The 23348-nt window shown below is 63.5% G+C and carries 29 protein-coding genes and 1 pseudogene; 21 read left to right on the forward strand and 9 right to left on the reverse strand.

The features are described 5' to 3' along the window. Positions 1-191 precede the first annotated feature (191 nt). The gene (locus tag X265_RS16560) at positions 192-455 is read left to right on the forward strand and encodes a hypothetical protein (RefSeq protein WP_128965763.1); all 264 of its coding nucleotides are present in this window, start codon (positions 192-194) and stop codon (positions 453-455) included. A 223-nt stretch (positions 456-678) separates the two neighbouring features. Beyond that, positions 679-975: a hypothetical protein gene (locus tag X265_RS16565; protein ID WP_128965764.1), complete on the forward strand. Its 297-nt coding sequence runs from the start codon at positions 679-681 to the stop codon at positions 973-975. Positions 976-1175: 200 nt separating this feature from the next. Here X265_RS16565 and X265_RS16570 read toward each other — a convergent pair whose 3' ends face one another. Beyond that, positions 1176-2141 carry a LysR family transcriptional regulator gene (locus X265_RS16570; protein WP_128965765.1) on the reverse strand — a complete coding sequence of 322 codons (966 nt, stop codon included), beginning with the start codon at positions 2139-2141 and terminating at the stop codon, positions 1176-1178. A 127-nt stretch (positions 2142-2268) separates the two neighbouring features. Here X265_RS16570 and X265_RS16575 point away from each other — a divergent pair, with 127 nt between their 5' ends. Next, positions 2269-2676 carry a DUF1330 domain-containing protein gene (locus tag X265_RS16575; protein ID WP_164938624.1) on the forward strand — a complete coding sequence of 136 codons (408 nt, stop codon included), beginning with the start codon at positions 2269-2271 and terminating at the stop codon, positions 2674-2676. An 84-nt stretch (positions 2677-2760) separates the two neighbouring features. Beyond that, on the forward strand, positions 2761-3300 hold the full coding sequence (locus X265_RS16580; protein ID WP_128965767.1) for a carboxymuconolactone decarboxylase family protein: 540 nt from the start codon (positions 2761-2763) through the stop codon (positions 3298-3300). 204 nt (positions 3301-3504) lie between these two features. On the opposite strand, the gene X265_RS16585 is transcribed toward X265_RS16580, so the two are convergent. Continuing rightward, positions 3505-4197, reverse strand: coding sequence for an imm11 family protein (locus X265_RS16585; RefSeq protein ID WP_208764284.1), 693 nt, complete (start codon positions 4195-4197; stop codon positions 3505-3507). A gap of 403 nt (positions 4198-4600) precedes the next feature. Between X265_RS16585 and X265_RS16590 the strand changes: the two genes are divergently transcribed. The 5 genes from X265_RS16590 to X265_RS16610 all read left to right on the forward strand — a co-directional run bounded on the left by X265_RS16590 (position 4601) and on the right by X265_RS16610 (position 7517). Next, the gene (locus X265_RS16590) at positions 4601-4888 is read left to right on the forward strand and encodes a hypothetical protein (protein WP_128965769.1); all 288 of its coding nucleotides are present in this window, start codon (positions 4601-4603) and stop codon (positions 4886-4888) included. After that, the gene (locus X265_RS16595) at positions 4885-5322 is read left to right on the forward strand and encodes a PIN domain-containing protein (RefSeq protein ID WP_128965770.1); all 438 of its coding nucleotides are present in this window, start codon (positions 4885-4887) and stop codon (positions 5320-5322) included. Before X265_RS16590 ends, X265_RS16595 begins: the two co-directional genes overlap by 4 nt. Positions 5323-5422: 100 nt before the next feature. Continuing rightward, positions 5423-6304 carry an AraC family transcriptional regulator gene (locus tag X265_RS16600; RefSeq protein ID WP_128965771.1) on the forward strand — a complete coding sequence of 294 codons (882 nt, stop codon included), beginning with the start codon at positions 5423-5425 and terminating at the stop codon, positions 6302-6304. A gap of 188 nt (positions 6305-6492) precedes the next feature. Beyond that, positions 6493-7155: an SRPBCC family protein gene (locus tag X265_RS16605; protein WP_128965772.1), complete on the forward strand. Its 663-nt coding sequence runs from the start codon at positions 6493-6495 to the stop codon at positions 7153-7155. After that, positions 7155-7517 carry an ArsR/SmtB family transcription factor gene (locus X265_RS16610; protein WP_128965773.1) on the forward strand — a complete coding sequence of 121 codons (363 nt, stop codon included), beginning with the start codon at positions 7155-7157 and terminating at the stop codon, positions 7515-7517. Before X265_RS16605 ends, X265_RS16610 begins: the two co-directional genes overlap by 1 nt. 20 nt (positions 7518-7537) lie before the next feature. Here the strand turns inward: X265_RS16610 and X265_RS16615 are convergent, their stop codons facing one another. Beyond that, positions 7538-8035, reverse strand: a complete 498-nt coding sequence (locus X265_RS16615; RefSeq protein WP_128965774.1) for a peptide deformylase — start codon at positions 8033-8035, stop codon at positions 7538-7540. A gap of 266 nt (positions 8036-8301) precedes the next feature. Here X265_RS16615 and X265_RS16620 point away from each other — a divergent pair, with 266 nt between their 5' ends. Beyond that, positions 8302-9318: an alpha/beta hydrolase gene (locus tag X265_RS16620; RefSeq protein WP_128965775.1), complete on the forward strand. Its 1017-nt coding sequence runs from the start codon at positions 8302-8304 to the stop codon at positions 9316-9318. Positions 9319-9628: 310 nt separating this feature from the next. Further along, positions 9629-10855 (forward strand): MFS transporter, encoded by a 1227-nt coding sequence (locus X265_RS16625; protein ID WP_128965776.1) that lies wholly within the window; start codon positions 9629-9631, stop codon positions 10853-10855. 19 nt (positions 10856-10874) lie between these two features. Here the strand turns inward: X265_RS16625 and X265_RS16630 are convergent, their stop codons facing one another. Genes X265_RS16630 through X265_RS16640 form a run of 3 tightly spaced genes read right to left on the reverse strand, consistent with a single transcriptional unit; the run spans position 10875 to position 12440 of the window. Continuing rightward, positions 10875-11261: an ester cyclase gene (locus X265_RS16630; RefSeq protein ID WP_128965777.1), complete on the reverse strand. Its 387-nt coding sequence runs from the start codon at positions 11259-11261 to the stop codon at positions 10875-10877. A 56-nt stretch (positions 11262-11317) separates the two neighbouring features. Further along, positions 11318-12190: a bifunctional helix-turn-helix transcriptional regulator/GNAT family N-acetyltransferase gene (locus tag X265_RS16635; RefSeq protein ID WP_128965778.1), complete on the reverse strand. Its 873-nt coding sequence runs from the start codon at positions 12188-12190 to the stop codon at positions 11318-11320. A 37-nt stretch (positions 12191-12227) separates the two neighbouring features. Beyond that, entirely contained in the window at positions 12228-12440 is a 213-nt protein-coding gene (locus X265_RS16640) for a tautomerase family protein (protein WP_128965779.1), read from the reverse strand. A gap of 126 nt (positions 12441-12566) precedes the next feature. Here X265_RS16640 and X265_RS16645 point away from each other — a divergent pair, with 126 nt between their 5' ends. After that, positions 12567-13460, forward strand: coding sequence for a LysR family transcriptional regulator (locus tag X265_RS16645; RefSeq protein WP_128965780.1), 894 nt, complete (start codon positions 12567-12569; stop codon positions 13458-13460). On the opposite strand, the gene X265_RS16650 is transcribed toward X265_RS16645, so the two are convergent. Then, the gene (locus X265_RS16650) at positions 13457-13810 is read right to left on the reverse strand and encodes an MmcQ/YjbR family DNA-binding protein (protein ID WP_128965781.1); all 354 of its coding nucleotides are present in this window, start codon (positions 13808-13810) and stop codon (positions 13457-13459) included. The two genes, X265_RS16645 and X265_RS16650, sit on opposite strands and share 4 nt — an antisense overlap. Before the next feature lie 207 nt (positions 13811-14017). On the opposite strand from X265_RS16650, the gene X265_RS16655 reads away from it, so the two are divergent. The 4 genes from X265_RS16655 (at position 14018) to X265_RS16670 (ending at position 18675) form a co-directional block, all read left to right on the forward strand. Then, a complete protein-coding gene (locus X265_RS16655; protein WP_128965782.1) occupies positions 14018-15673 on the forward strand; it encodes an acetolactate synthase large subunit in 1656 nt (551 codons plus the stop codon). Positions 15674-15779: 106 nt separating this feature from the next. Further along, entirely contained in the window at positions 15780-17606 is a 1827-nt protein-coding gene (locus X265_RS16660; protein ID WP_128965783.1) for a chloride channel protein, read from the forward strand. Positions 17607-17630: 24 nt separating this feature from the next. Next, on the forward strand, positions 17631-17978 hold the full coding sequence (locus tag X265_RS16665) for a Lin0512 family protein (RefSeq protein WP_128965784.1): 348 nt from the start codon (positions 17631-17633) through the stop codon (positions 17976-17978). Positions 17979-17982: 4 nt separating this feature from the next. After that, a complete protein-coding gene (locus tag X265_RS16670; RefSeq protein ID WP_128965785.1) occupies positions 17983-18675 on the forward strand; it encodes a GNAT family N-acetyltransferase in 693 nt (230 codons plus the stop codon). Positions 18676-18706: 31 nt separating this feature from the next. Here the strand turns inward: X265_RS16670 and X265_RS16675 are convergent, their stop codons facing one another. Next, the gene (locus X265_RS16675) at positions 18707-19255 is read right to left on the reverse strand and encodes a hypothetical protein (protein ID WP_128965786.1); all 549 of its coding nucleotides are present in this window, start codon (positions 19253-19255) and stop codon (positions 18707-18709) included. Positions 19256-19502: 247 nt separating this feature from the next. Here X265_RS16675 and X265_RS16680 point away from each other — a divergent pair, with 247 nt between their 5' ends. From X265_RS16680 to X265_RS16690, 5 genes and pseudogenes are all read left to right on the forward strand, one after another. Continuing rightward, complete coding sequence (locus tag X265_RS16680) at positions 19503-20687, forward strand: serine hydrolase domain-containing protein (protein ID WP_128965787.1); 1185 nt, start codon at positions 19503-19505, stop codon at positions 20685-20687. Positions 20688-20700: 13 nt separating this feature from the next. Then, positions 20701-20797 (forward strand): annotated as a pseudogene (locus tag X265_RS42310) (carboxymuconolactone decarboxylase family protein); the annotation flags it as partial. Positions 20798-20828: 31 nt separating this feature from the next. Beyond that, entirely contained in the window at positions 20829-21494 is a 666-nt protein-coding gene (locus tag X265_RS16685; RefSeq protein WP_128965788.1) for a DUF429 domain-containing protein, read from the forward strand. Positions 21495-21619: 125 nt separating this feature from the next. Continuing rightward, a complete protein-coding gene (locus X265_RS40505; protein ID WP_164938625.1) occupies positions 21620-21763 on the forward strand; it encodes a hypothetical protein in 144 nt (47 codons plus the stop codon). A 102-nt stretch (positions 21764-21865) separates the two neighbouring features. Then, positions 21866-22570 carry a glutathione S-transferase family protein gene (locus X265_RS16690; RefSeq protein WP_128965789.1) on the forward strand — a complete coding sequence of 235 codons (705 nt, stop codon included), beginning with the start codon at positions 21866-21868 and terminating at the stop codon, positions 22568-22570. 1 nt (position 22571) lies between these two features. Here X265_RS16690 and X265_RS16695 read toward each other — a convergent pair whose 3' ends face one another. Beyond that, positions 22572-23348 (reverse strand): sulfite exporter TauE/SafE family protein, encoded by a 777-nt coding sequence (locus tag X265_RS16695; protein WP_128965790.1) that lies wholly within the window; start codon positions 23346-23348, stop codon positions 22572-22574.

The following is a 23348-nucleotide window of genomic DNA, read 5'->3' on the forward strand; positions in this document are numbered from 1 at the left end:
ACAAATTGCGAAGCTCGAAATGAACTAATGATCAGTGAACCCAAAAATGAAAATAGCCGCGATAGGACGATGCCTTCGGCAATTTTCGGTTGCTATTGCAATCCCCCAATATCCAGACAAATTCGACGTCGCAAATGCCCCCACGAACCGGAATGTCGCCGAGAAAAGCCGTCCTCATTGGATGTATGCTTATGCTTGGTTTTGGCGTGCTGTTCGTGGGGTTCTGGGGTCACTTCTTATATCTTTGGTATCTCACGGACGAGGTGCAGGTGATCTCGATGAGAGCCGGACGTGCTCTTGGCCACGCGACTTATCGCGAAGCCCCAATGATTTTCATCTACCAATTCGGTAGACAGGCCGCCTTTTGCGCGCTGGGACTTTTTCTTGTTGCGGTGGCGGTCATTATCCCGATCTATCATCGCAAGCGGCTGTTTTGGCCAGATGGCGACAGATGATCTTGATCATGATGGCTGGTCCGCTGCGGGTCAGCAGCGCCGGCTTCATCGCCAACCGGTGAGTTCCGGTCTGCCCTCAACTTCGGACAAGCTCCTCCGGGGTGCATAGTGTGCGAAGGGCAGGCGACCCTATCGATGAGTACCTTCACCGTTACTTACCTCGGTCGCAGGACAATAACGCGATTTCGCGGTCCAATCGTCGGTGGCGTGATATCATACTCGTATGACTGCATTCACCGGATTAGTCTTTGAATTCATCGTTTGGGTGTTGCTCGACCTCATCGGATGCAGCGTCGCGCACATTGTTCTGCCCTTCATTACCGATGGCAAGGTTGTTGTTCGGCCCTTGACGTATAATCCGCTGCGGACTTCTCAGGAGGAATTTCTGAGCCGCTACTCGGTCAGAAACGGCCGCATTGAACTGGACCGGGGCCTTGCCACGCTTTTTGGCCTGATCTTTTCTTTTCTGGTGGCGGCTGCTGGCTTTCTGGCGACATTCGCCGTCGCGTCTCTAATCTAGTTGTACCGTGAGCGGCGCCAGCATCTGAACAAAGATCATTCAGATCAACAGCGACTTCAGCCTCGGGTCACAAGCGGCGGTCGAAGTCAGCACGGCCCCGCGTCCGGTCCACCGTCGATAGCCGACGTCGTAATGGCCTGAGCCTTGTTCGGCTGAGGGCCAGATCCGGAAAATCATGCGGGCTCAACATTATCTGCCAGTCAGCGCGAGGCCCTGCGAAGCTCCTTGGTGACGGCGCGCACGTGATCAATAAACAACGCCGCCACCGGACTAAGCGTGCGTTGTTTAAGAGTGACGACCACGACGGGTGGCGGCTTTCCGATTGCAACTGGAAGCGCGCACAACGACCAGCGTTCGGCGTTATAGTGCAAAAGCGATGCTGGTACGGGAGAAACATAGTTGCCCGTCGTCAAAAGCTGCATGCGCAATTGCATCGAATAGGTGGTCACGCTCAAGCGCGGCGGCTCCATCTTCAACGCCCGGAACGCACCGCCAACCAAGTCCCGCACAACCGTGTGGGGCGGCGCGAGAATCCAAGAATCGTCGGCGAGCTCCTCGAGACCGAGCTTGCGGCGACGCGCAAAGCGGTGGGTTCGGCCCGCCGCCACTACGATGGCTTCGTCATACAGCGGTTCGACGTGCAGGTCATCATCCCGAATCTCGCCTGCGACACGCCCCAGCATCAGATCGACCCTGCGGGCGCGCAGTTCCTGAAATTCGAGCGCCGCCGTATTGGCCTCGGAAACGTGAACGACGATGCGCGGATGTTGGCGCGCCAGGCTCGTCACGATGGCGGAGAGATAGCCACCGGAAATATAGGATTCCGAGGCCCCGACCCAGACTTCGCCCGAGCCTGGATCGGCCAGATGTTCGATGTCTCGGACGCCCTGCATCAAGGCATCAAAGGCTTCCTCGCCGCGCCTCAACAGAACTTCGCCGAATAGCGTTGCCGTAACGCCACGCGGACCGCGGTCGAGCAGTCGCACGCCTAGCGTCGTCTCTAGGTCGCCCATCGCCTGCGAGATGGCGGGCTGGGTGATGCCGAGATGTGCCGCCGCTTTCGCCATGCTACCGGCCCGCACCACCGCAAAAAGGATCCGGAGATCGCGCAACCTGAGGCGCTGACTGATGCGAGTTTCCCAATCGATCGAACGGGGCCGGGTCATTAGCTCAACTTATACCTATATCACGACTTTTGCTATTCTGATTATACATCAGCCGCGGGCATGAAAAGGGGCGTCCGTGGACCGAGAGGCGGTCGCACGCGCCAGACGACCAAACCGGAGAGACAACGTGAAACCAACCATTAAACTGACCGCAATCGCGCTGGCCGCGGCGAGCTTCGTCACAGCCCCCCTCCACGCCATTCGGGCCGAGCCCGTCCGGCCGGCACCGGCCTACGTCGTCAACGAGATTGAGGTGACCGACCAGGCCGGATTCGCCACCTATGCGAAGCGCCAGGGCGAGTTGATCGAAAAGTTCGGCGGCCATTTCCTCGCGCGGGGCGGCGCGACCGAGATGATCGCAGGCGCGCCGACGAAAGCGCGGGTCGCGATCTACGTATTCGACAGCGTCGCAAAGGCTAACGCCTGGCACAACGCGCCGGAGCAGGCGGAGCTGGCCGCGCTGCGCGATAAGTCGTCGACCTTCCGTTCGTACATCGTCGAGGGCTGCGCCGCCTGCAGTCCGCCGGCTAGATAAAAAGGCGTCACTCTCGGATCAAACGCAGAGGCTGCCGCGCGCAGCTGCCTCGTGCGATTGCGGCAATCAGAATGGAGACCTCAAATGCCCCGCCTCAAACCGCTTGATCATCCCGCCGGCCAGAGCAGGGCATTGCTCGACCAGGTTCGAACTGCGATGGGGTCTGTGCCGACTTTGATGCGGGTACTGGCGCATTCGCCCGCCGCGCTCAGGGGCTACCTTTCCCTGCGCGATGCGCTCACTTCGGCAACTCTGCCATTACGCTTGCGGGAGCAGATCGCCATCGCCGTTGCGGCCACGAACGACTGTAATGCCTGCCTTGTCAGCCATCATCGGTACGGACGCGACGCCGGCCTCGCCGTCGAAGAAATCGCGAATGCCCAGCACGCGACGTCGGCCGATCCGACAAGCGCCGCCGCGTTGGCGTTTGCACGGATCCTGCTAGACCGGCGCGGCCATGTGTCAGATGCGGAAATGGGGGCCGTGCGCACGGCCGGTTTCGACAATGCCGCGATTGTCGAGATCGCGGCCGCGGTAGCCCTGAACACGTTCGCCAACCTGGTCAACAATCTTGCCCACAATCCGCCCGATACCACGCAGCTGTGCATGCCTCGCACTGAGTGATTCCGATCGCCGCACCCGGCAGAACCTCGCCGGCCGAGGTCCGATATGGGTCAAAATGCGAACAGCTCTGCCTGACCAACTCTAGTCCGCTCTGATCCGCTGACCGGACTTCAATAGAGGCAGTCGTCAGTTCGCCGATGGGCCAACAGCAGAAGTTGTGGCCAAAGGCAATCCGTCAATCATGGCTGCGCGAGTTGTCGCATTTTATACTTCGTCGAAATGTTCGAAGTGCGCGCCGTAAAGATCCATTTCGCGCAAGGCGCCTCCCAGCGCATCCGACATGAACGGATGCTGGCCTTTTGTGAAATTGCGATCGACCCACAAATGGCGGCCGGCGACGGCTCCACGGTCGAAAATGACCGGCGCGTCACTTTTCGGTTGCTTGGTCAGGACGCCAGAGAAATCCCACAGGCCCGGCTCGGTTCTCCCGTCCGGATGTGTGATGACTGTGCGCGGCTGGTGAGTATGTTCCGCGCTCACCGCGTCGAAATATTGCCCGACGACGAGCCAATAACTTCGGGCAGCAGGAACATCGCCAGCTTCAAAAGGAGTGAGATAGATATCAACCGGCAGGAACTGATGAATGCCGGGCTCGAAACGCTCCATGACATCGCGTACACGCTCGGAAATCAATAATGTGCCGGCACACAAATTGACATCTGGAAGACGATCCATCTCTTTGTAGCGCCACCGCACCATGCGCGGGATGGTGTCCGGATCCACGGCGCAGCCAACCGTCATCGGATTGGAAGCGCGCTTGGCCCGCCAATCGACCTCGTCAGGGTGTAGAAATTTGACCGATGGCTCTTGTAAGCCGAACGCCCCAGGCAGCATTGGGCGATCTGGATCGCTGATCTCGTAGGCGTGCAAGCGACTGTCCGTAAGCCTGTAAACCATGCTGTCGCTCCCGCGGATCATGATGGTCGTTGCAGAATAATTATGCGCGGAACGGCTTTGCTGGTCACTGGATAACATGGCCGCTGTTCATGCCAACCTTGTCCGGAACGGGTCAAAAGCTGAAATACTCGCTATGAGCCCATCTGGTCCGCTTTGCCCCGGACGGCGGACCTCGATCCAGCCATTTATGAGTACACGCCCTAGTTCGTGCGGCGGCGGGCGGCGTTGATAGGCATGCAGGCCGGGGGCGGGGGCGCACCCGATGGCGCCGCTCCACCGGGACTGGACTGACGGGCGGTGGCCAAGGAACTGGCGACGGGTACGAGCTGCAAGGCATGGGCTGTTGTTTCGCTCTAGCCTCCCCACTCTTGTCGAGTGTTACATATGGGTGTATGTAATTGCCATGAGTCACATCAGTATCCGCGATTTGCAGAAGATTTCTGGCGAGGCGATCGGCGCTTTGCCCGGTCCTACGCCGGTCAAGTCTGGAGAGCGGACGGTTGGCCTCCTTATCCCGCTCAAGGCGGCAGACCCGGACCGGCTCGCGGCGGTTCTGGCGCGTGCCGAGAGGCTCGCGAAGCGACGGGACGTCGCCGCGGACGACGCGGCGCTCGCTGAGTTCGGTGAGGTCGATCCGGTCGATTGGTCCGTCTCGGCCGTGAGGGCTCTGACGGCCAAGTCGAAAGCATGAGGCGCCCGTCGACCACGATTGTCATCGATGCTGCCATTCTGATCGCTGCAGTTCGGGGCCGAAGCTCCGGCGCCCTCTTGGCGGCCGCCGCCAGAGTGATCCTGGTGACGACGGACCGCGTTATCCAGGAAGCGAGGCGGCGTATCCTGCTGGGATTGCGGCGACCGGAGTTGATCGAGGTGCTCGACGCGTTGGCGGAATCGATGACGATCGTGCCGGTAGCCGCATTGGAGCCCATGCTCGCCAGATGTGAGGAGACGCTGCGAGACGCCGTGCCGAGCCGCAACGGATCCGAGCGCGATGCGCATGTGCTGGCGCTTGCCTGGAGTGTCGATGCTGATGTCTGGACGACAGATCGCGATTTCGCCGGTACGGGTGTCGCGACCTGGTCGACGCCGAACCTCCTGCGTGCGTTTGCGGAGACCGCTACGTAGCGCGGCCGGAGTAGCACTCCGAATTTATCCCAAACCGCAAGATCGGTCGAGCGCACCCTGGCCATCGCGGCCTAGCTGCATCCGCCACGGAGGAGGGACGATGACGGCGGCACTGCAAAACTATCGGGCCCGGATGCGGCGGGTGCTGGATCATATCGATCGGCATCTCGACGATGATCTGGACCTCGACAGCTTGAGCGGCGTTGCGGCCTTTTCGAAATTCCATTTCCACCGGCAGTTCACCGCGACCTTCGGGCTGTCGGTGCATCGTTATGTCCAGCTGGCCCGCATGAAACGCGCGTCCCACCAGCTGGCCTATGACGACGCCCTTGATGTCACCGAGATCGCGATGGAGGCCGGTTACGACGCACCCGATGCCTTCGCCCGCGCCTTTCGGCAACGGTTCGGGCAATCGCCGTCGTCCTTCCGGAAATCGCCGGATTGGGAGCCGTGGCTTGCGGCCTTCGGGCCTCTCGAAGATGCGAGGAGCAAGCTCATGCAGACGACCTTTACCAAAGACGACGTGACGATCCGCGATATGCCGACCACTGAGGTGGCGATCATGGAGCATCGGGGTAGCCCGGCGACGCTTCCTGCCACCATCCAGCGCTTCATCGCCTGGCGCAAGGCGGCCGGACTGCACCCCAGTGCTCATCCGACCTTCACCGTCTGGCGCTCCGAGCGGCGGCCCGCGCAGCCTGCCGATTACAGCATCGACCTCTGCGTCGGCACCGACCGGCCGATCGCCGCAAGCGGTGAAGATATCAAGGCCGGCGAGATTCCCGGCGGCCGCTGCGCCGTGCTGCGCGTCGTCGGCTACACCGACAATCTCGAGCCCGCCGCGCTGTTTCTATATCGCGAGTGGCTGCCGGCCAGTGGCGAGGAAGCGCGCGACTTCCCGATCTATTGCCGGCGGCTGAGCTTCTTCCCTGACGTGCCGGAGCATGAGACGGTCGCCGAGTTGTTCCTGCCGCTGAAATAGTGCGCCGCATGGCGCAAAAATCAGGCTGCGGCTGCGCGAGGTGCAGTCGCAGCTTGTCGTGACTTCGCGCTCGAGCATCTGAGGCTCCGCTGCCGCGGCGTGCGGTGCTACGGCATGAATATAAGGGTTGACTTATATTAGCCATCACCGATATTCTCATCCCACGCCTGGAAATAGGGAGGATCAAGATGGAGATCGACGTCGCCAGGGTATTGGGGCTTGTGACGCGTTCGGTGCGGAACTTCGAGAAGGACGGCAAAGCGGCCAGCGCGGTGATCCTGACGCGGCTGTACGATACGGATGTCGACGATCTCTGGGACGCGGTGACGAGCAAGCAGCGCATTCCGCGCTGGTTCTTGCCGGTCGAAGGAGACTTGCAGCTCGGCGGACGCTACCAGCTCAAGGGAAATGCGGGCGGCACGGTCACGGCCTGTACGCCACCGACCCATTTTGCTGCGACATGGGAATTCGGCGGCGCGGTGAGCTGGATCGAGGTGACGCTTGCGGCAGAACGCAATCAGGCGCGTCTGACGCTGGAGCATACCGCTGTTATCGAGGATCATTGGAAACAGTTCGGTCCAGGCGCGGTGGGGATCGGGTGGGATCTCGCCATCACAGGACTTGAGCGATATCTTGCGACCGGGGCATCGGTCGATCACGAGATCGCCGAGGCGTGGATGGTCTCCGCGGAGGGCAAGGACTTCATGACGAGATGCGGCGAGTGTTGGTGTGCAGCGCATGTTGCGAGCGGGGTCGATCCCGCCTCGGCGAAGCAGCGCTCGGACCGCACCATCGCCTTCTATCGCGGCGAGATGCCGCCTGAGATCGCCCATCCGGGCACGGGAAGCTGATGCACGCCTTCGAGGTCCTCGCCGATCCCGTCCGCCGCCGCATTCTCGAATTGCTGGCGCCAGGTGAGATGGCGTCCGGCGAGGTCGTAGAAGTGATCGGTGCCGAGTTCGGCATCACCCAGGCGGCCGTGTCGCAGCACCTCAAGGTGCTGCGCGAAAGCGGCTTTGCAACAGTCCGCGCGGAGGCGCAGAGGCGCCTCTATTCGGTCGACGTCGCGGGCCTCCGCGCAGTGGATGCGTGGATTGGCCAGTTCAGAAATTTCTGGGAGCCGAAGCTGGACGCGCTGGCAACGGAGATCGCGCGCGGCAAGCGGGAGCGGAGTCGTGGTCCCATCGTCAAGCGTGGCGGCAAGAGAGCCTGACCGTCTCCGGGTTCGATCCGTCATTCCCGCGCCATCTTCTCGAACTTCTTCACCAGCCGCTCGCGCTTCAGCCGCGACAGCCGCTGGATCCAGAACACGCCGTCGAGCTGATCGATCTCGTGCTGGTGGCAGACGGCGCGTAAGCCGTCGGATTCCTCGGTCTGCGTGTTGTCGTCGAGGTCCTGATAGCTGATCCGCACCCGGGCGTGGCGCTGCACCTCGTCGGTGACGCCGGGCATCGAGACGCTGCCTTCCTTGTGCAGGATCATCTCGGGCGAGGCCCACTCGATTTGAGGATTGACGTAGGTCTGCGGCCCCGCGACGGGATCGAGCTCGAGCACGACGAGCCGCAAGGGCACGCCGATATGCGGCGCCGTGATGCCGATCCCGGGCGCAGCGCGCATCGTCTCCAGCAAATCGGCCGCAAGCTCGCGCAAGCCGTCGTCGAAGGCGGTGACGGGCCGGGCTGGCACGGCAAGGCGGCGGTCGGGATAGCGGACGATCGGGCGAATGGTCATGAGCTCGGGGCGGCCAAGGCGAAGAGTGATCGAACTGTCGGGATGACGACATCGTGCCGGTGTTTTGCCCGACGTGTCAAATCTCTATGCGCCAGCACGGCTGAGAGACACCGGACGTGACCGGTGGGGTAAGCCATTGATCCGCTACTGTCGGCTTCTATGCGCGGGTTTCGGCTTTCTGTTGGCAGGGCGCCTGCGAATTTGCCACGCATCGATGTCTGGCCTAACGTTACCACCAACAACAAGCATTCGGGAGGACCAACTTCATGCGCACGATCGTGATCGCACTGGCAACGGCCCTTGCAGCGGCGACGCCCGCCGCGGCCGACTATCTCGTCAAGGAGGTCGGCAGCTTCCACGTCGGCGGCCGCACCGAGACCCTCAACGGGCTTCCGTCCAAGGAGATCGTGTTTTCGCCCGGTGCGCCGCCGATCAAGGTCGATCCCAACGGCGAGTTCGCGGTCGAGCAAATGTACGTCCAGTTCGTCAAGCTCGCGCAGCCAAAGTCGAAACTGCCGCTGCTGCTCTGGCACGGCGGCGGGCTGTCGGGTGTGACCTGGGAGACCAAGCCCGACGGCAAGCCGGGCTGGCAGCAATTCTTCCTCAATGCCGGCTATGACGTCTACGTCTCGGATGCGGTCGAGCGCGGCCGCGCCTCCTGGGCGCGCTATCCCGAGATATTCAAGAGCGAGCCGTTCTTCCGGCCCAAGAAAGAAGCCTGGGAGCTGTTCCGGATCGGGCCTGCTTACGAGGTCGGCGGCAAGCGCGAGGCGTTCGAGGGGGAGCAATTCCCGATCGAGGCGTTCGACCAGTTCGCCAAGCAGAGCGTTCCACGCTGGGCAACAAACGATGCAGCCACGCAGAAGGCCTATGATGCCCTGGTGCAGAAAGTGTGCCCCTGTATCGTGGTGGTGCACAGTCAGGGCGGCAATTTCGGCTTCACCGCTGCACTGAACGCGCCGGACAAGGTCAAGGCGCTGATCGCGCTCGAGCCGTCCGGTGCGCCGGATCCCGCCAAGGTCGATGCGGCCAGGCTGAAGGGCGTGCCGCATCTGATCGTGTGGGGCGATTTCCTCGACAAGGTCCCGGTGTGGTCCAAGCTCGTGGTCAATCCGACCAAATGGGCTCAGGCGATCGCGGCCGCCGGTGGCAAGGTCGACACGTTCGAACTGCCCAAGATGGGACTTAGGGGCAACACCCACATGATGATGATGGACCGCAATTCCGACGATGTGGCAAAGCTGGTCAACGACTGGATCGAAAAGCAGGGCCTGACGAATTAGCCTGCGGACTCGCCGGAGATCTACACCAGTTGCTCAATGCTCATCGTCGGATCACTCGGCGGGATGATGGCATTGTGCTGGTGTTTTTGCCCGGCCAGTCAAATTGCGGCGTGGAATCCAGGCTCACGGCATCGCGATTGATCCCCGATCGCAAACCGTTGATTCCGCTGTGGGCGGCTACTGTGCATGGGGTTGTTTTCGGCGTTTTGTTGGGGGCGCGAATGCTTGCCCCAAAAAAGGTTGGAAGACCTGTCTGCTTGCGCGGTTCCCATTCGTCTTGCAGGTGAGACAGACCTGACGGGAGACAAAAATGCCTGCTTCCAGATATCGCTGGGTGATCGTCGCCGCCGGCGGCCTGCTCGGCTGCGTCGCCATCGGCGGCATGTTTTCGCTGCCGGTGTTCCTCCAGCCGATCGCCAAGGACACCGGCTGGTCGGTGACCGGCATCTCCAGCGCGATGACGATCGGCTTTCTTGCGATGGCCTTCACCAGCATGGCGTGGGGCACGCTAACGGACAAGTTTGGGCCGCTGCCGGTGGTGCTGACGGGATCGAGCGTGCTGGCGCTCAGCCTGTTCGCCGCGAGCCATGCGACCTCGCTGCTCGCGTTCCAGGTCGTGTTCGGCCTTCTGGTCGGCGCCTCCTGCGCTGCGATCTTCGCGCCGATGATGGCGACCGTCACCGGCTGGTTCGACACCCATCGCGGCCTTGCGGTCTCCCTGGTGTCGGCCGGCATGGGCGTGGCGCCGATGACGATGGCGCCGTTTGCGGCCTGGCTGGTCTCGCATCATGACTGGCGCACCGCGATGCAGATCGTGGCGCTGGTCGTTGCGATCATCATGATCCCGGTCGCGCTGCTGGTCCGCCGTCCCCCGGGGCTTTCGCATCCGCCGGCCCCGACGATGGGCGGGGGCGGGGCGCCAGCCGAGATGTCGCGGAGCGAAGCGCTGCGCTCGCCGCAATTCCTGATCCTGCTCGCCACCAATTTCTTCTGCTGCGCCACCCATTCCGGCCCGATCATCCACACCGTCAGCTATGCCGTGAGCTGCGGCATCCCGCTGATCTCGGCGGTGACGATCTACAGCGTCGAGGGCCTCGCCGGTCTCGGTGGCCGCATCGCCTTCGGCCTGATGGGCGATCGTCTCGGCGCCAAGCGCGTGCTGGTCTCGGGCCTGCTCGCGCAAGCCTTCGGCGCGCTCGCTTATGCGTTCGCCCATCAGCTCACGACCTTCTATGCGGTCGCAGCCGTGTTCGGCTTCATCTATGCCGGCACCATGCCGCTCTATGCGGTGATCATCCGCGAGAATTTTCCGCTGCGCATGATGGGCACCGTGATCGGCGGCACGGCGATGGCCGGCAGCCTCGGCATGGCGACCGGTCCGCTCGCCGGTGGCCTGATCTACGACGCGTTCTCCAGCTATGCCTGGCTCTATATCGGCTCCTGGGCGATGGGCCTCGGCGCCTTCCTGATGGCGATGACGTTCCGTCCGTTCCCGAAGCCGCAAGGCGAGGCGGCGCCGGCCCCGGTGGCGGCGTGATCTTCGCGAGGCGCAGCAGCTAGAGCTGCGCCTCGATCGCGGCCTTGTCGATCACCGACCACACCTGCCGGATCTTGGCGCCATCGAATTCATAGATCACGTTTTCGCAGAAGCTCACGCGCCGGCCGTTCACGGCAAGCCCTAGGAACGTGCCGGCCGGCGTGCAATCGAATTTCAGCCGTGCCGCAACACGCGGCGGCTCGGAAATCAGCAGTTCGATGTCGAAGCGCAGATCCGGAATCTCGCGAAAATCCCGCTCCAGCATCGCGCGATAGCCGGTCAGCCCGAACGACTGCGAATTGTGCACGACCTCGTCATGCACGAATTTCCCCAGCGCCGGCCAATCCTGCCGGTTGAGGCAGGCGATATAGTCACGATAGATGTCGGTGAGTTCGGCTGGCGTCATGGCGATGCTCCTGCGGCTCCGGGCCTAACGCGGAAAGCAGGGAGTCGGCGCGCCGATCACAGCCTTTTTTCGAAGAACAGATCCGGATAGGGATCGTCGTTGAAGCGCGGGATTTCGCGCCAGCCGGTGCTGCGGTAGAGCTGGCCTGCCTCGGGCAGGGCGCTGTTGGTATCCAGCCGCAGCAGCGCGATGCCGAGCGAACGCGCGGCATGTTCGGCCGCGTCCATCAGGCGCCGGCCGAGCCCCAATCCGCGGGCGGACGGTGCGACCCAGAGGCGCTTGATCTCGGCGTAGCCGTGGTTCGTTCCCTTCAGGCCGACGCAGCCGACCGGCAGCGTGTCCGAGATCGCGACGATGAAGCTGCCTCGCGGCCGGCGCATGTCCTTGGCATCGGGGTCGCGCGACAGCGACACATCAAAGCCCTGTTTGAAGCGGCGGCCGAGCTCGGCATAGTACTCGCCGAGGCAATGGCGGGCCTCATCGCTTCGCGGTTCCATTTCGACGAGCGCGATCCGCCCGCGTGTCAGCGCCGAGGCGATCAGATCCATTGCCGCCAGCAGCGCTTCGCGTTGCGCGTTGCGGGCGAGGAAACCTTCCGCCTGCGTGTTCGACAGCGCTTCATAGGCCGCGAACTCGCGCTTGCCGGCGCGTGTCAGGCTTGCCACCCGGCGCCGGGCATCGTCCTCATGCGCGCTCGTCTCGATCAGGCCTTCATCTTCAAGACTGCGCAACAGCCGGCTCATCAGCCCGGAATCGAGACCGAGATAATCGCGGATCTCGCCGACGTCGGAGCGGCCGTGTCCGATCGCATTGAGCACGCGCGCCGCGCCAAGCGGGCGGCCGCGCCCGAGGAAGGACGTATCGAGCGCACCGACGGCGGAGGTCACGGCACGGTTGAAGCGGCGGACGCGGGAGACCGGATCAAGCATTACCTGACTTTAGTCAGAGATGCTTTGGCCGTCAATCTCAGCCCTTCGCCCGGTATGCCGGAGGGATCACGAACACTTCATCGGCGCGGCCATAGCCGCCATCAGGAACTTCCTCGATCAGCACCATGGTATGCGGACGCGCCGCTTCGCTGAAATAGTCGACGAACATCGCGGTCACGCGATGCACGATCTCCTCCTTTTGCGCGGTCGACAGCGCCGCTTGCGGCACCTTGATGTTGGCAAAGGGCATGGTCGGTCTCCATATTTGCGACGCCGGATCATCCGCCATCATGTGCGCGAGAACTAGCCGATCGCATGCGTGGGATCATCCGGCTGCTCTTGCCATCACTTGTCGGCTATGTTGAACAATCGGACCATGGACCGCTTCGAGACCATGCGCCTGTTCGTTCGCCTCGTGGAAAGGCGCAGCTTCACTGCGGCTGCGGCCGATCTCGGCTTGCCGCGCTCGACGGCGAGCGAAGTCCTGCGCGGCCTCGAAGCCCATCTCGGCGTGCGCCTGCTCGAACGCACCACGCGGCATGTCACGCCGACGCTCGATGGCGAAGAGTATTACCGCCGCTGCATAGCGATCCTGGCCGAGGTCGAGGAGGCGGAGAGCGCGATGCGCGACGCCCAGCCGCGTGGGCTGTTGCGCTTCGATGCGCATCCACTGCTGACGCGCACGTTCATTCTGCCGAAGCTGCCCGAGTTCCTGGCGCGCCATCCGCTGATCGAGCTGCAGATCGGGCAGGGCGACCGCCTCGTCGATCTCGTGCGCGAGGGCGTCGATTGCGTCATCCGCGCCGGCGAGCCCGAGGATAGCGGCATGATCCAGCGTCGTCTCGGCTCGATAGAGGAGATCACGGTGGCAAGTCCGGCCTATCTCGCCGCGCACGGCACGCCCGTGTCGCCCGATGAACTCGACGGCCACCAGATGGTCGGCTTCATCTCGTCACGAACCGGCGACGTGTTGCCGCTGGAGTTTTCGGTCGGAGGGCGATTGCGGGAGGTCGTGCTGCCGAGCCGGATCAGGGTGAACAATTCCGACACGATGGCTGATCTGGCGCGGCTCGGCTTCGGCCTGGTGCAGGCGCCGCGCTATCGTTTTGCGAACGACCTCGCCAGCGGTGCGCTGGTCGAAATCCTGCGCGACCATCCGCCGTCGCCGACGCCCCTGTCGGCGCTCTATCCGCAAAATCGCCAGCTCACGTTGCGGTTGCGCGTCTTCCTCGACTGGATCGGTCGCATCTTCGGTGAGGCGAAGCTCTAGCCGAGCCCAAGGGTTTTCCGTGATTTGCGCGTGAGCTTTGCCACGATCAGTGCGTGCGCCTGAACGAGATAGGCCGTCAGCTCCGCATCCGGCAGCGCGTTGTTGCTGACAAGCTGCACCCACTTGGCCCGCGCGAGATAGGGGGCAGGCCGGGCGAGGCCGTGCTCGATGAGCATGGAATACGCCATGTTGGAGACCTTGAACATGTAGCCGCCCGAGCTCGCCGTATAGCCGCCGCTGATGGCGAACATCTTGCCGCCGACCTTGAACACCGAGGTGCCTTCCCATTGCACCACCTTGGTGGCGGCGGGCAGGCGCAGGCAGCGTGTCTCGAATGTCTTAGGGGTCATGCGCTTGCGAGCACCAGGCAGGAGAAGCCAGTCACTAGGGCAGCGCGCGTCAACTAACAAGGGATGAGCCGCGCGCGGGTTCTGAGGTGTTTCGCTGCGTTCGCAATGGCGAAGGGGAGCAGATGCGCCGCTTTGTGAGTTGTGCAGGCCGCCAAGTCAGCTACCATGCATCGCCTGCTTCATACCCGGGCGGCAAGTGGAGGCGACATGAGCGCGCAGGAACGGAAAGTCAAGGGATCGGACCTGTTCGTCGCGGCGCTCGAGAACGAAGGCGTCGATCGCATCTTCGGCGTGCCCGGCGAGGAAAATCTCGACCTCGTCGAATCGCTGCGCACGTCGAAAATCGAGCTGGTCCTGACCCGCCACGAGCAGGCCGCGGCCTTCATGGCGGCGACCCATGGCAGGCTGACCGGCAAGCCCGGCGTGTGCCTCTCCACGCTCGGGCCCGGCGCGCTCAATCTGTCGACCGGTGCCGCCTATGCGCATCTCGGCGCGATGCCGATGATCCTGATCACCGGCCAGAAGCCGATCATGAGCAGCCGGCAGGCGCGATTCCAGATCGTGGACGTGGTCGCGACCATGAAGCCGCTGACGAAATTGTCGCGGCAGATCGTCAGCGCCTCCTCGATCCCGACCGTGGTGCGCGATGCCTTCCGCGTCGCGATGGAGGAGCGGCCGGGACCGGTGCATCTCGAACTGCCCGAGGACATCGCCGGCGACGAAGTCGAGGCCGTTCCCGTGATCCCGATCCATCCCATCGAGATCCCCGTCGCGCATCGCGCCGCGCTCGACCGTGCTGCCGAGATGATCCTGGCCGCGAAGCGTCCGTTGGTGATGATGGGGGCGGCGACCAGCCGGCCGCGCTCCACCCACGGCATCGCGAGCTTCGTGCGGCGGACCGGCATTCCGTTCTTCACCACGCAGATGGGCAAGGGCACCGTGCCCGGCGGCACCAATCTCTATATGGGCACCGCGGCCTTGTCCGAACGCGACTATGTCCACGATGCCATCGACGCTGCCGACCTGATCGTCGCGATCGGCCATGACCCGATCGAGAAGCCGCCCTTCATCATGGGGCCATCGGGGCCGAAGGTCATTCACGTCAGCTACACTTCGGCCAGCGTCGAGTTGGTCTATTTCCCTGACGCCGAGGTCGTCGGAGACGTCGGCCCCAGCCTGGAGCTTCTGGCCGACCGGCTCGAAGGCAAGCTGCCGCAGGCGGCGGCGTTGCTGCCCTTGCGCGAAGACATCCTCAGCCACATTGCCGACCGCGCAACCGAGACGCGCTGGCCGCCGACCCCGCAGCGCATCGTGCACGATATCCGTCAGGTCATCCCGGAGAACGGCATCGTCGCGCTCGACAACGGCATGTACAAGATCTGGTTTGCGCGCAACTACCGCACCCGTGTCGCCAATACGCTGCTGCTCGACAATGCGCTGGCGACGATGGGCGCGGGCCTGCCGTCGGCGATGATGGCCGCGATGCTCTATCCTGATCGCCGCGTGCTCGCGGTGGCCGGCGACGGCGGCTTCATGATGAACAGCCAGGAGATGGAGACCGCGGTTCGCCTCAAGCTCAATCTCGTCGTGCTGGTGCTGGAGGACAATGCCTACGGCATGATCCGCTGGAAGCAGGCCGTCGACCATTTTGCCGACTACGGCATGACCTTCGGCAATCCCGACTTTGCGCTCTATGCCAAAGCCTATGGCGCCAAGGGCCACCGCATCGAAAGCATCGACAGTTTCGGTCCGACGCTGGAGACGGCCTTTAGGGAGGGCGGCGTGCACCTGGTCTCGATTCCGATCGACTATTCGGAAAACGTCCGGGTGCTCGTGGACGAGCTGCGGGCGCGGCAAAAGTAGCGCCCGGTTTACCATCTTGCTGCGAGGATCATAGCTGCCATTCCTTGATATATATCGCATTGCGATATAATGCGGGCGCGAAGAATCCTCCCGACAAGAGACGTCCATGCGCCAGACCCCCGACATCACCGGCGGCCTCCCGCGTCCTCGCGGCAAACCCGGAGATTTTACCGCCGACCGCCGCGTGCTGGTCCTGATCGGGATGGCGCTGCTGGTCGGCAGCATCAGTGCCGGGGCGGCCTGGGTGCTGCTGAAGCTGATCGCGCTGGTGACCAATCTGGTGTGGTTCGGTCATTTCAGCACTGAGAACGTCTCGCTTGCGAATGCCCATCCCGGAATCTGGATGGTGCTGGCGCCGGCGCTCGGGGGGCTCGTGATCGGGCTGATGGCGCGGTTCGGATCGGAGAAGATTCGCGGCCACGGCATTCCCGAAGCGATCGAGGCGATCCTGATCGGTGGCAGCCGGATGCAGCCGAAGGTCGCGATCCTGAAGCCGCTGTCCTCGGCGGTGTCGATCGGAAGCGGCGGCCCGTTCGGCGCGGAAGGACCGATCATCATGACGGGCGGCGCGATCGGATCGATCTTCGCCCAGTGCTTCCATCTGACCGCGGCCGAGCGCAAGACGCTGCTTGTCGCGGGCGCGGCTGCGGGCATGACAGCGATCTTCGGTACGCCGATTGCCGCGGTGCTGCTCGCGGTCGAGCTGCTACTGTTCGAATGGAAGCCGCGCAGCTTCCTGCCCGTGGTGACGGGAGCGGTGATCTCGGCGGCCTGGCGCCCGCTGCTGTTCGGGACCGGGCCGTTGTTTCCGTTCACGGAACGGCCGGACCTGCCCTGGTGGGGCCTAGCGGCTGCGATCGGCGTCGGCATTGCCGCCGGCCTGCAATCCGGGCTGATGACGCGGCTGCTCTACGCGATCGAAGACCTGTTCGAACATCTGCCGGTGCACTGGATGTGGTGGCCGATGCTCGGCGGCCTCGTTGTCGGTCTCGGCGGCCTGATTGATCCCCGCGCGCTCGGTGTCGGTTACGACGTCATTGCGGATCTGTTGTCTGGCCACATGGCGCGTGACGAGGCGATCCGCATGCTGCTGGTGAAGTCTGCAATCTGGGTGGTCGCGCTGAGTTCGGGCACATCGGGCGGCGTGCTGGCGCCATTGCTGATTCTCGGCGGCACGGCCGGCTGGATGGAAGGACTGATCTTGCCTGGCGGCACATCATTCTGGGCGCTGGTCGGCATGGCCGCGATGATGGGCGGCACGATGCGCTCGCCGCTGACAGGCGTGATGTTCGCGATCGAGCTCACCGGCAACATCGACATGCTGCTGCCGCTGCTGGCGGCGACCGGCGCGGCGCATGCCGTCACCGTACTGTTGCTCAAGCGCTCGATCCTGACCGAGAAGATCGCACGGCGCGGCCAGCACATCACGCGCGAATACGCGGTCGATCCGTTCGAACTGCTACGAGCGGCCGACGTCATGGTGACTGATGTCGACACTCTGCCGGTCGACATGTCCATTGACGCGGCGGTCGCGTTCTTCACCTCGGAGCAGCGCCGTCACAAATCCTATCCCGTCGTAGCAAGCGATGGGCGGCTGACCGGCATGGTGACCCGCGCCGACGTGCTGCGCTGGCGCACCGAGGGCGATCATCAGGCGGCGACGCTCGATGATGTCGTGTCGGACACGTCCAGCATCGTCGCGTATCAGGATGACGTGCTGGGGCGGGTCGCCGATCTCATGGTCGCCTCCGATCTCGGACGGCTGCCGGTGGTCGATCGTGGCAGCCATCGCGTGGTCGGCCTCGTCGCTCGCAAGGATTTGCTGCGAATTCGCGCAGTCGTGAACGCGCAGGAGGAGGACCGCGACGCATATTTCCTGCGCGAAAAGGCGCTTGTGCCGGAGCCGCGGATCGCGGAAGGTCAGCCGCTCTGAATTCCAGCACTGACAGGAATGAACATGACACGTGTTCGCTGCGTTACCGAGATGGGCATGGGCGTCGACGTCCACGGCCGGGACGCCACCAAGGCGGCCAAGCGCGCGGTGTCGGATGCCATCAGGCATTCGAGTCTCGGTTTCTTTCGGATGATCGGCAAGACCGCAAGCGACATGTTCGTCGACGTTACCATCGGCGTGCCCAACCCTGAGGCCGTCGACAAGGAGGCGGTTGCCAAGGAGCTTCCTTACGGCACCGTGACCGTCACCGCGGTCAAAGGTGGGCTGGAAATCCCCTCGGCCACGGAAGTGGCCAATGATCCCATCCTCATCGCCAATGCGGCCGTGATCGTCAGCTTCGAGAAGGACTAGGCCGGTGTCCGACAGCGATGAGGCATTGCTGGATCGTCCGATCTGGAGCGCGCTGACGACGAGCCAGAAGCACCTGGCCGAGGGAGGCTCGCGCGCGCGACGCTATCCCGTGGACATGACGCCGTTCGCTGACATGGTCGACATGTCTGAGGCGAGCTTTGCCGCGCTCGGCGATCTCCTGCCGCCCTCGCAGGTCACGGCGTTGTTCACGCCCGAGCCGGTCGACGTCCCCTCGGGCTTCAAGGTCGTGCTATCGGAAACCGGCGAGCAGATGATCGGCTCGCCCGCGGACAGCTCGTTGCGTGACGCCGAGATCGTGAGGCTGGGTGCGGCCGATGTTCCCGCGATGATGGCGCTGACGGCGTTGACCAAGCCCGGTCCGTTCGCCGCGCGGACGCACGAGCTCGGCACGTTCCTCGGCATCCGCGCTGGCGGCGAGCTGGTCGCGATGACCGGCGAGCGCATGAAGCCGGGCAAATTCACCGAGATGACGGCGGTCTGTGTCCATCCCGATTATCGCGGACGCGGCTATGCGCAGGCTCTGCTCGCAGCCGTCGCGCGCCAAATCGAGGCGCGCGGCGAAATTCCATTCCTGCACGTGTTTTCGAACAACAATTCGGCCATCGCGCTCTATCAGCGCCAGGGCATGCGCATCCGCCGGCGTCTGCACGTGACGGCGTTCACGAAGCAGGCGTGACGGCCCGGCGGGGTGCGCCGGGCCGTCGATTTCAAGTCTTGTAGTCGACCAGCAGCGCGCTGGATGCATTGGAGGACGCCGAGTTGCCGCTGGAGCTGTAGGAGGTCGACTGGCTGGTCGCGTTCTGAAGCAGCGAGATCAGCTCCTTCATCAGCTCCGCGGTGGCGGCAGACGACGAGCTCGACGAGGAATCGGACGACGAAGTCGAGTCCGTGCTGGTCGTGCCCGACGCATCGCTGCTGCCGTCCGGCGGCGGCGGGCCGCCGGCGCTGCCGGAGAAAGTGTTGGCGAATACGTTCTTCAACTCGCTGGCCTGATCGCTGGTCAGCTTGCCGTTCGACACTTCGTTCTGGATCAGGTCGTCGATCTTGGACTGCATCTTGTCAGCCGAAGGCGGCGATGAGGAGCTTGCGCTGGATGCGCCGCTCTTCATCGTCGAATCGATGTCGTCGAGCGCCGACGACAGTGCGGACTGGTCGCTCGACGAGATGGTCCCTGCCGAGACTTCCTTGGTGAGCTCGCTCTTGAGGCGGTCAAGGGGGGAGTAGGAATTGGTGGTCGTTGCAGAGATCGAGGTCATTGCCGGTCACTCCTGGTGAGCATGAAGATACGCTGAACATGACCGTGAGGCTAAAGGTCGCGCGCTTAACGAGATCTTGCCGCAGGGATTGCTGACGTTTTCGTTGTGTTGCTCGGGCGGGTAGGAACATGCGGCGAAACAAAAAGGCTGAGATGACCAGCGTCGTCCGCGCCTCACGCGAACGGGCTTCCCCGCGAACGATTCGTTGCTATATCCATCGCAGACCAATTCAGGGAGGAGCGCATTTATGGACGCCAGGACGCCAGATTTTTCCGCCGCGCGGACGGCGATGCAACGCTACGTCGATCAGGAGATCATCCCCGGCGTGTCCTGGGCGGTGCTGCGCGGGCGCGAGGTGGTCGACCAGCAATGCGTCGGCTTTGCCGATCGCGAGGCGAAGACCCAACTCCGACCCGACCATATTTTCCGCGCGTTCTCCAACACCAAGATCTTCGTCAACTCCGCGATCATGCTGATGGTCGAGGAGGGCCGCATCGGACTCGATGACCCCATTGAAAAATTCCTGCCGCAACTCGGCCATCGCAAGGTGCTGAAGCAGGGTGCTTCGAGTCTCGCCGATGTCGAACCGGCGAAGAGCCCGATCACGATCCGGCATTTGCTGACCCATACGTCCGGTCTCAGCTACGGCATCTTTGATCCCGGCACGGTGCTGTTCAAAGGATACAACGACGCGGGCGTGCTCAATCCGCTGACGCCGCTGACCGACATGATCGACAAGCTCGCCGACCTGCCGCTGTCCTATCATCCCGGCACATCCTGGGAATATTCGGTGGCGACCGACGTGCTTGGCCGCGTGGTCGAGGTGGTCTCGGGCAAGCCGCTCGATGTGTTCCTGAAGATGCGCATCTTCGATCCGCTCGGCATGACCGACACCGGCTTCTTTGTACCTGAAGCGCAGCAAGGCAGGCTGGTTGCGCATTACACCGGCGCCGACGTGCTCGATCCGATGAAGCCGGGCCTGACGCGCGCCGATAATCTGCCGTATCCCCAGGCCTATCGACGGCCGTTCCCGCGGCTGTCGGGGGGCGGCGGTCTGGTCTCGACCCTGCCTGACATGCTCGCTCTGGTGCGGGCTCTGCTACCCGGTCCGGATGCGCTGTTGAAGCCGGACACGCTGCGGCAGATGATGATCAATCAGTTGCCTGAGGGCCAGACCATCCGCTTCGCCAATCTCGGGCCGATGCCGGGCAAGGGCTTTGGCCTCGGCGGCGCCGTGACCTTCGCGCCGACCCAGTTCGATCCGCCGAATTCCACGGGCGAATTCCAATGGGGCGGCCTGGCCGGCACCCATTGGTGGATCTGCCCCGGGGCCAATACCGCAGGTGTTCTGATGGCCCAGCGTCATCTGGGCTTCTGGAATCCGTTCTTCTTCGAGTTCAAGCGCCTGGCCTACCAGGCGGTCGGGAGCTGATTGCGAAAAGATTGCTGCATTGATTGCAGGAGCCGTTGCGCGCCGGCGGTACGCTCGGCCATGCATTGTCGGCGCAGAGGCTGTTTGACCGCCATAGGGATGAGGGATGAGAGAGCCTTGGTTCGAGGCGGGACCATGCGCGTGAACAACTATCTAGGTCTCGATGGATTTCGTTTCGGCTGGGTAGCTGCGTGGATCGACGAACGCGGCGATCACGGCTTCGACTATTCGACGGGCCTGACGCGCCTGCTCGCAATGCCGCACACGCGCGCGATGATCGACATGCCGATCGGATTGAAGCCTGGCGGCTACCGCGCATGCGACCTGCGTGGGCGCGACTTGGTGGGGCCTGCGGTGTTTCTCGGCGCCCGCCGCGACCTCTGGACATTTCCGGACATGGCCGCGGCCAACAGGCATTACTGGAAGCGGGAAGGCAGGGGCAGGGGCGTCTCGGCGCAGCTTTGGAACATCAGGGACAAGATCAGGGACGTCGACGCGATCATGACGCCGGAGCGTCAGGCGACAATCGGCGAAGCGCATCCGGAATTGATCTTCTGGAATCTTGCAGGGAGGAGCCGGCTTGCGAAGAAGACCTCGGCGGAAGGCCGTGAGCAGCGCATTGCGCTGCTCACGCAACGCGGCTTCACGCGTTTGCGGCAATGGCTGACGCTGCGCCATGGCACCGGCATCGGCTGCGACGATCTCGTCGATGCCTGCGCCTGTGCGGTCGCGGCGCGCAACAGCACGCAGCGTATCGGCGGGGACGAGATCGATCCGCGCGGTTTGCGGATGGAGATCAACTACTGAACCGGTCCCGCGGAGCGGCTCCGGCCACCCGGGAAAAACAGGCAATTTTTTTGGACCCTACCGGAACCGGCGGTGGTGGGCTCGCGTTCCCCATGCGGACAGAATTGGAAGAAGCTCGTACTACGATGCATGATGCCAGTCAGTTAGCGACCGCGATGCTCGCGCTCATTTTTGCCGGAGCGCTGCTCGTCACGGGGCAGCTCTTCATCGAGCAGCGCGCCCAGCACGATGTGGTGTACGCCACCAATCATCTGCTAAAGCCACTATGATCGGAATTCGCGGCAGACATCCGGCGTGACACGTCCCGGCCTTGCGCCATATCCCGGCTCGCCTAGATTAGACGGAATCTCACGCAAGCCGCCGGGGTCCCCATGTCCGATCTGTCCGCCTTTCCGATCACCAAGCGCTGGCCTGCCAAGCATCCCGAACTGCTTCAGCTCTATTCGCTGCCGACCCCGAACGGCGTCAAGGTCTCCATCATGCTGGAGGAGGTCGGACTGCCTTACGAAGTTCATCTCGTCGATTTCGGCAAGGACGACCAGAAGACGCCGGAATTCCTCTCGCTTAATCCGAACGGCAAGATTCCGGCGATCCTCGATCCCAACGGTCCCGGCGGCAAACCGTTGCCGCTGTTCGAGTCCGGCGCGATCCTGCAATATCTCGCGGAGAAGACCGGCAAGCTGCTGCCGCAGGATGCGGCGCGGCGCTACCAGACCATCCAGTGGGTGCATTTCCAGATGGGCGGCGTCGGGCCGATGTTCGGCCAGGTCGGCTTCTTCCACAAATTCGCCGGCAAGGATTTCGAGGACAAGCGCCCGCTGGAGCGTTACGTCGGCGAGTCCAAACGGCTGCTTGGGGTGATGGAGGCGCATCTCTCCGGCCGGCAATGGTTCATGGATGACGACTACACCATCGCCGACATCTCCATGCTCGGCTGGGTTCGCAACCTCATCGGCTTCTACGGCGCCGGCGATCTCGTGGCGTTCAGCCAGTTCAAGTCGGTCGCTGCCTGGCTCGAACTCGGACTGGCGCGTCCGGCCGTGGAACGTGGGCTCAACATCCCCAAGCGCCCGTGAACTAGCTCAGCGCCTTGTAGCTCATATAGAGCGCCATGACGGCCACGAGGGCGATCATGCTCCGGCGCAGCACCGCTTTGCTGACACGGTTGGCCGCGCGGGCGCCGAGATCGGTGCCGATCCAGAGGCCGGCGATGATGCCGAGGATGGCGGGCCAGCCCACCATCAGGCCCTTGCTCCAGTAGATCCAGGCTGCCGGGATGTTGGTCGGGATCACCGAGAAGATCAGGCTGACGAGCTGCGCCTGATGCTGCGGCACGCGCAAACCGGCGGCGAGACCAACCGTGATCGCGAGGCCGCCGCCGATGCCCATGAAACCGGAGGAGAAGCCCGCCAGCATGCCGATGAGGAGCAGGGGGAGCCAAGGCAGTTGGTCGCGGTCATCGGCGCCGCTGTCCTTGCGGTCGCGACGCAGGATCAGCAGAGCGATCAGCGCGACGAGATAGCCGACGTAGGTCCATTGCAGCACCGCGTCGGACACGGCCGCCGCGGCATAGCCGCCGCCCGCGCCGCCCAGGAGAAATCCGATGCCGATCCAGATGATCCATGGCAGCGGGCTGCGGTTGCCGCTCTGCCAGTAGCGGCGCACGCCGGCGAGTCCGGTCGGCGGGACCTGCGTGATCAGCGAAGTCCCCTGGGCGACGTGTTGCTCCGCGCCGAGCAGCAGCACGCTGAAGATGACGAGTCCGCCGCCGGGGCTCGTTCCCATGAAGCCCGACGTCAGTCCGCTGACGAGACCGACGCCGATGCCGGCAAGGACCTCGTGCATCCAGGGCAT

This window comes from Bradyrhizobium guangdongense (genome assembly GCF_004114975.1).
In the GTDB taxonomy this organism is placed as follows: domain Bacteria; phylum Pseudomonadota; class Alphaproteobacteria; order Rhizobiales; family Xanthobacteraceae; genus Bradyrhizobium; species Bradyrhizobium guangdongense.

Coding starts and splice junctions, on each gene's coding strand:
- X265_RS16680 (WP_128965787.1), top strand. CDS start 19,503: ATGGACGCCAGGACGCCAGATTTTTCCGCCGCGCGGACGGCGATGCAA.
- X265_RS16665 (WP_128965784.1), top strand. CDS start 17,631: ATGACACGTGTTCGCTGCGTTACCGAGATGGGCATGGGCGTCGACGTC.
- X265_RS16640 (WP_128965779.1), bottom strand. CDS start 12,440: ATGCCCTTTGCCAACATCAAGGTGCCGCAAGCGGCGCTGTCGACCGCG.
- X265_RS16600 (WP_128965771.1), top strand. CDS start 5,423: ATGACGGCGGCACTGCAAAACTATCGGGCCCGGATGCGGCGGGTGCTG.
- X265_RS16695 (WP_128965790.1), bottom strand. CDS start 23,348: ATGCCCTGGATGCACGAGGTCCTTGCCGGCATCGGCGTCGGTCTCGTC.
- X265_RS40505 (WP_164938625.1), top strand. CDS start 21,620: ATGCATGATGCCAGTCAGTTAGCGACCGCGATGCTCGCGCTCATTTTT.
- X265_RS16580 (WP_128965767.1), top strand. CDS start 2,761: ATGCCCCGCCTCAAACCGCTTGATCATCCCGCCGGCCAGAGCAGGGCA.
- X265_RS16655 (WP_128965782.1), top strand. CDS start 14,018: ATGAGCGCGCAGGAACGGAAAGTCAAGGGATCGGACCTGTTCGTCGCG.
- X265_RS16560 (WP_128965763.1), top strand. CDS start 192: ATGCTTGGTTTTGGCGTGCTGTTCGTGGGGTTCTGGGGTCACTTCTTA.
- X265_RS16645 (WP_128965780.1), top strand. CDS start 12,567: ATGGACCGCTTCGAGACCATGCGCCTGTTCGTTCGCCTCGTGGAAAGG.
- X265_RS16585 (WP_208764284.1), bottom strand. CDS start 4,197: ATGGTTTACAGGCTTACGGACAGTCGCTTGCACGCCTACGAGATCAGC.
- X265_RS16590 (WP_128965769.1), top strand. CDS start 4,601: ATGAGTCACATCAGTATCCGCGATTTGCAGAAGATTTCTGGCGAGGCG.
- X265_RS16650 (WP_128965781.1), bottom strand. CDS start 13,810: ATGACCCCTAAGACATTCGAGACACGCTGCCTGCGCCTGCCCGCCGCC.
- X265_RS16605 (WP_128965772.1), top strand. CDS start 6,493: ATGGAGATCGACGTCGCCAGGGTATTGGGGCTTGTGACGCGTTCGGTG.
- X265_RS16595 (WP_128965770.1), top strand. CDS start 4,885: ATGAGGCGCCCGTCGACCACGATTGTCATCGATGCTGCCATTCTGATC.
- X265_RS16690 (WP_128965789.1), top strand. CDS start 21,866: ATGTCCGATCTGTCCGCCTTTCCGATCACCAAGCGCTGGCCTGCCAAG.
- X265_RS16625 (WP_128965776.1), top strand. CDS start 9,629: ATGCCTGCTTCCAGATATCGCTGGGTGATCGTCGCCGCCGGCGGCCTG.
- X265_RS16675 (WP_128965786.1), bottom strand. CDS start 19,255: ATGACCTCGATCTCTGCAACGACCACCAATTCCTACTCCCCCCTTGAC.
- X265_RS16620 (WP_128965775.1), top strand. CDS start 8,302: ATGCGCACGATCGTGATCGCACTGGCAACGGCCCTTGCAGCGGCGACG.
- X265_RS16570 (WP_128965765.1), bottom strand. CDS start 2,141: ATGACCCGGCCCCGTTCGATCGATTGGGAAACTCGCATCAGTCAGCGC.
- X265_RS16610 (WP_128965773.1), top strand. CDS start 7,155: ATGCACGCCTTCGAGGTCCTCGCCGATCCCGTCCGCCGCCGCATTCTC.
- X265_RS16565 (WP_128965764.1), top strand. CDS start 679: ATGACTGCATTCACCGGATTAGTCTTTGAATTCATCGTTTGGGTGTTG.
- X265_RS16630 (WP_128965777.1), bottom strand. CDS start 11,261: ATGACGCCAGCCGAACTCACCGACATCTATCGTGACTATATCGCCTGC.
- X265_RS16615 (WP_128965774.1), bottom strand. CDS start 8,035: ATGACCATTCGCCCGATCGTCCGCTATCCCGACCGCCGCCTTGCCGTG.
- X265_RS16660 (WP_128965783.1), top strand. CDS start 15,780: ATGCGCCAGACCCCCGACATCACCGGCGGCCTCCCGCGTCCTCGCGGC.
- X265_RS16635 (WP_128965778.1), bottom strand. CDS start 12,190: ATGCTTGATCCGGTCTCCCGCGTCCGCCGCTTCAACCGTGCCGTGACC.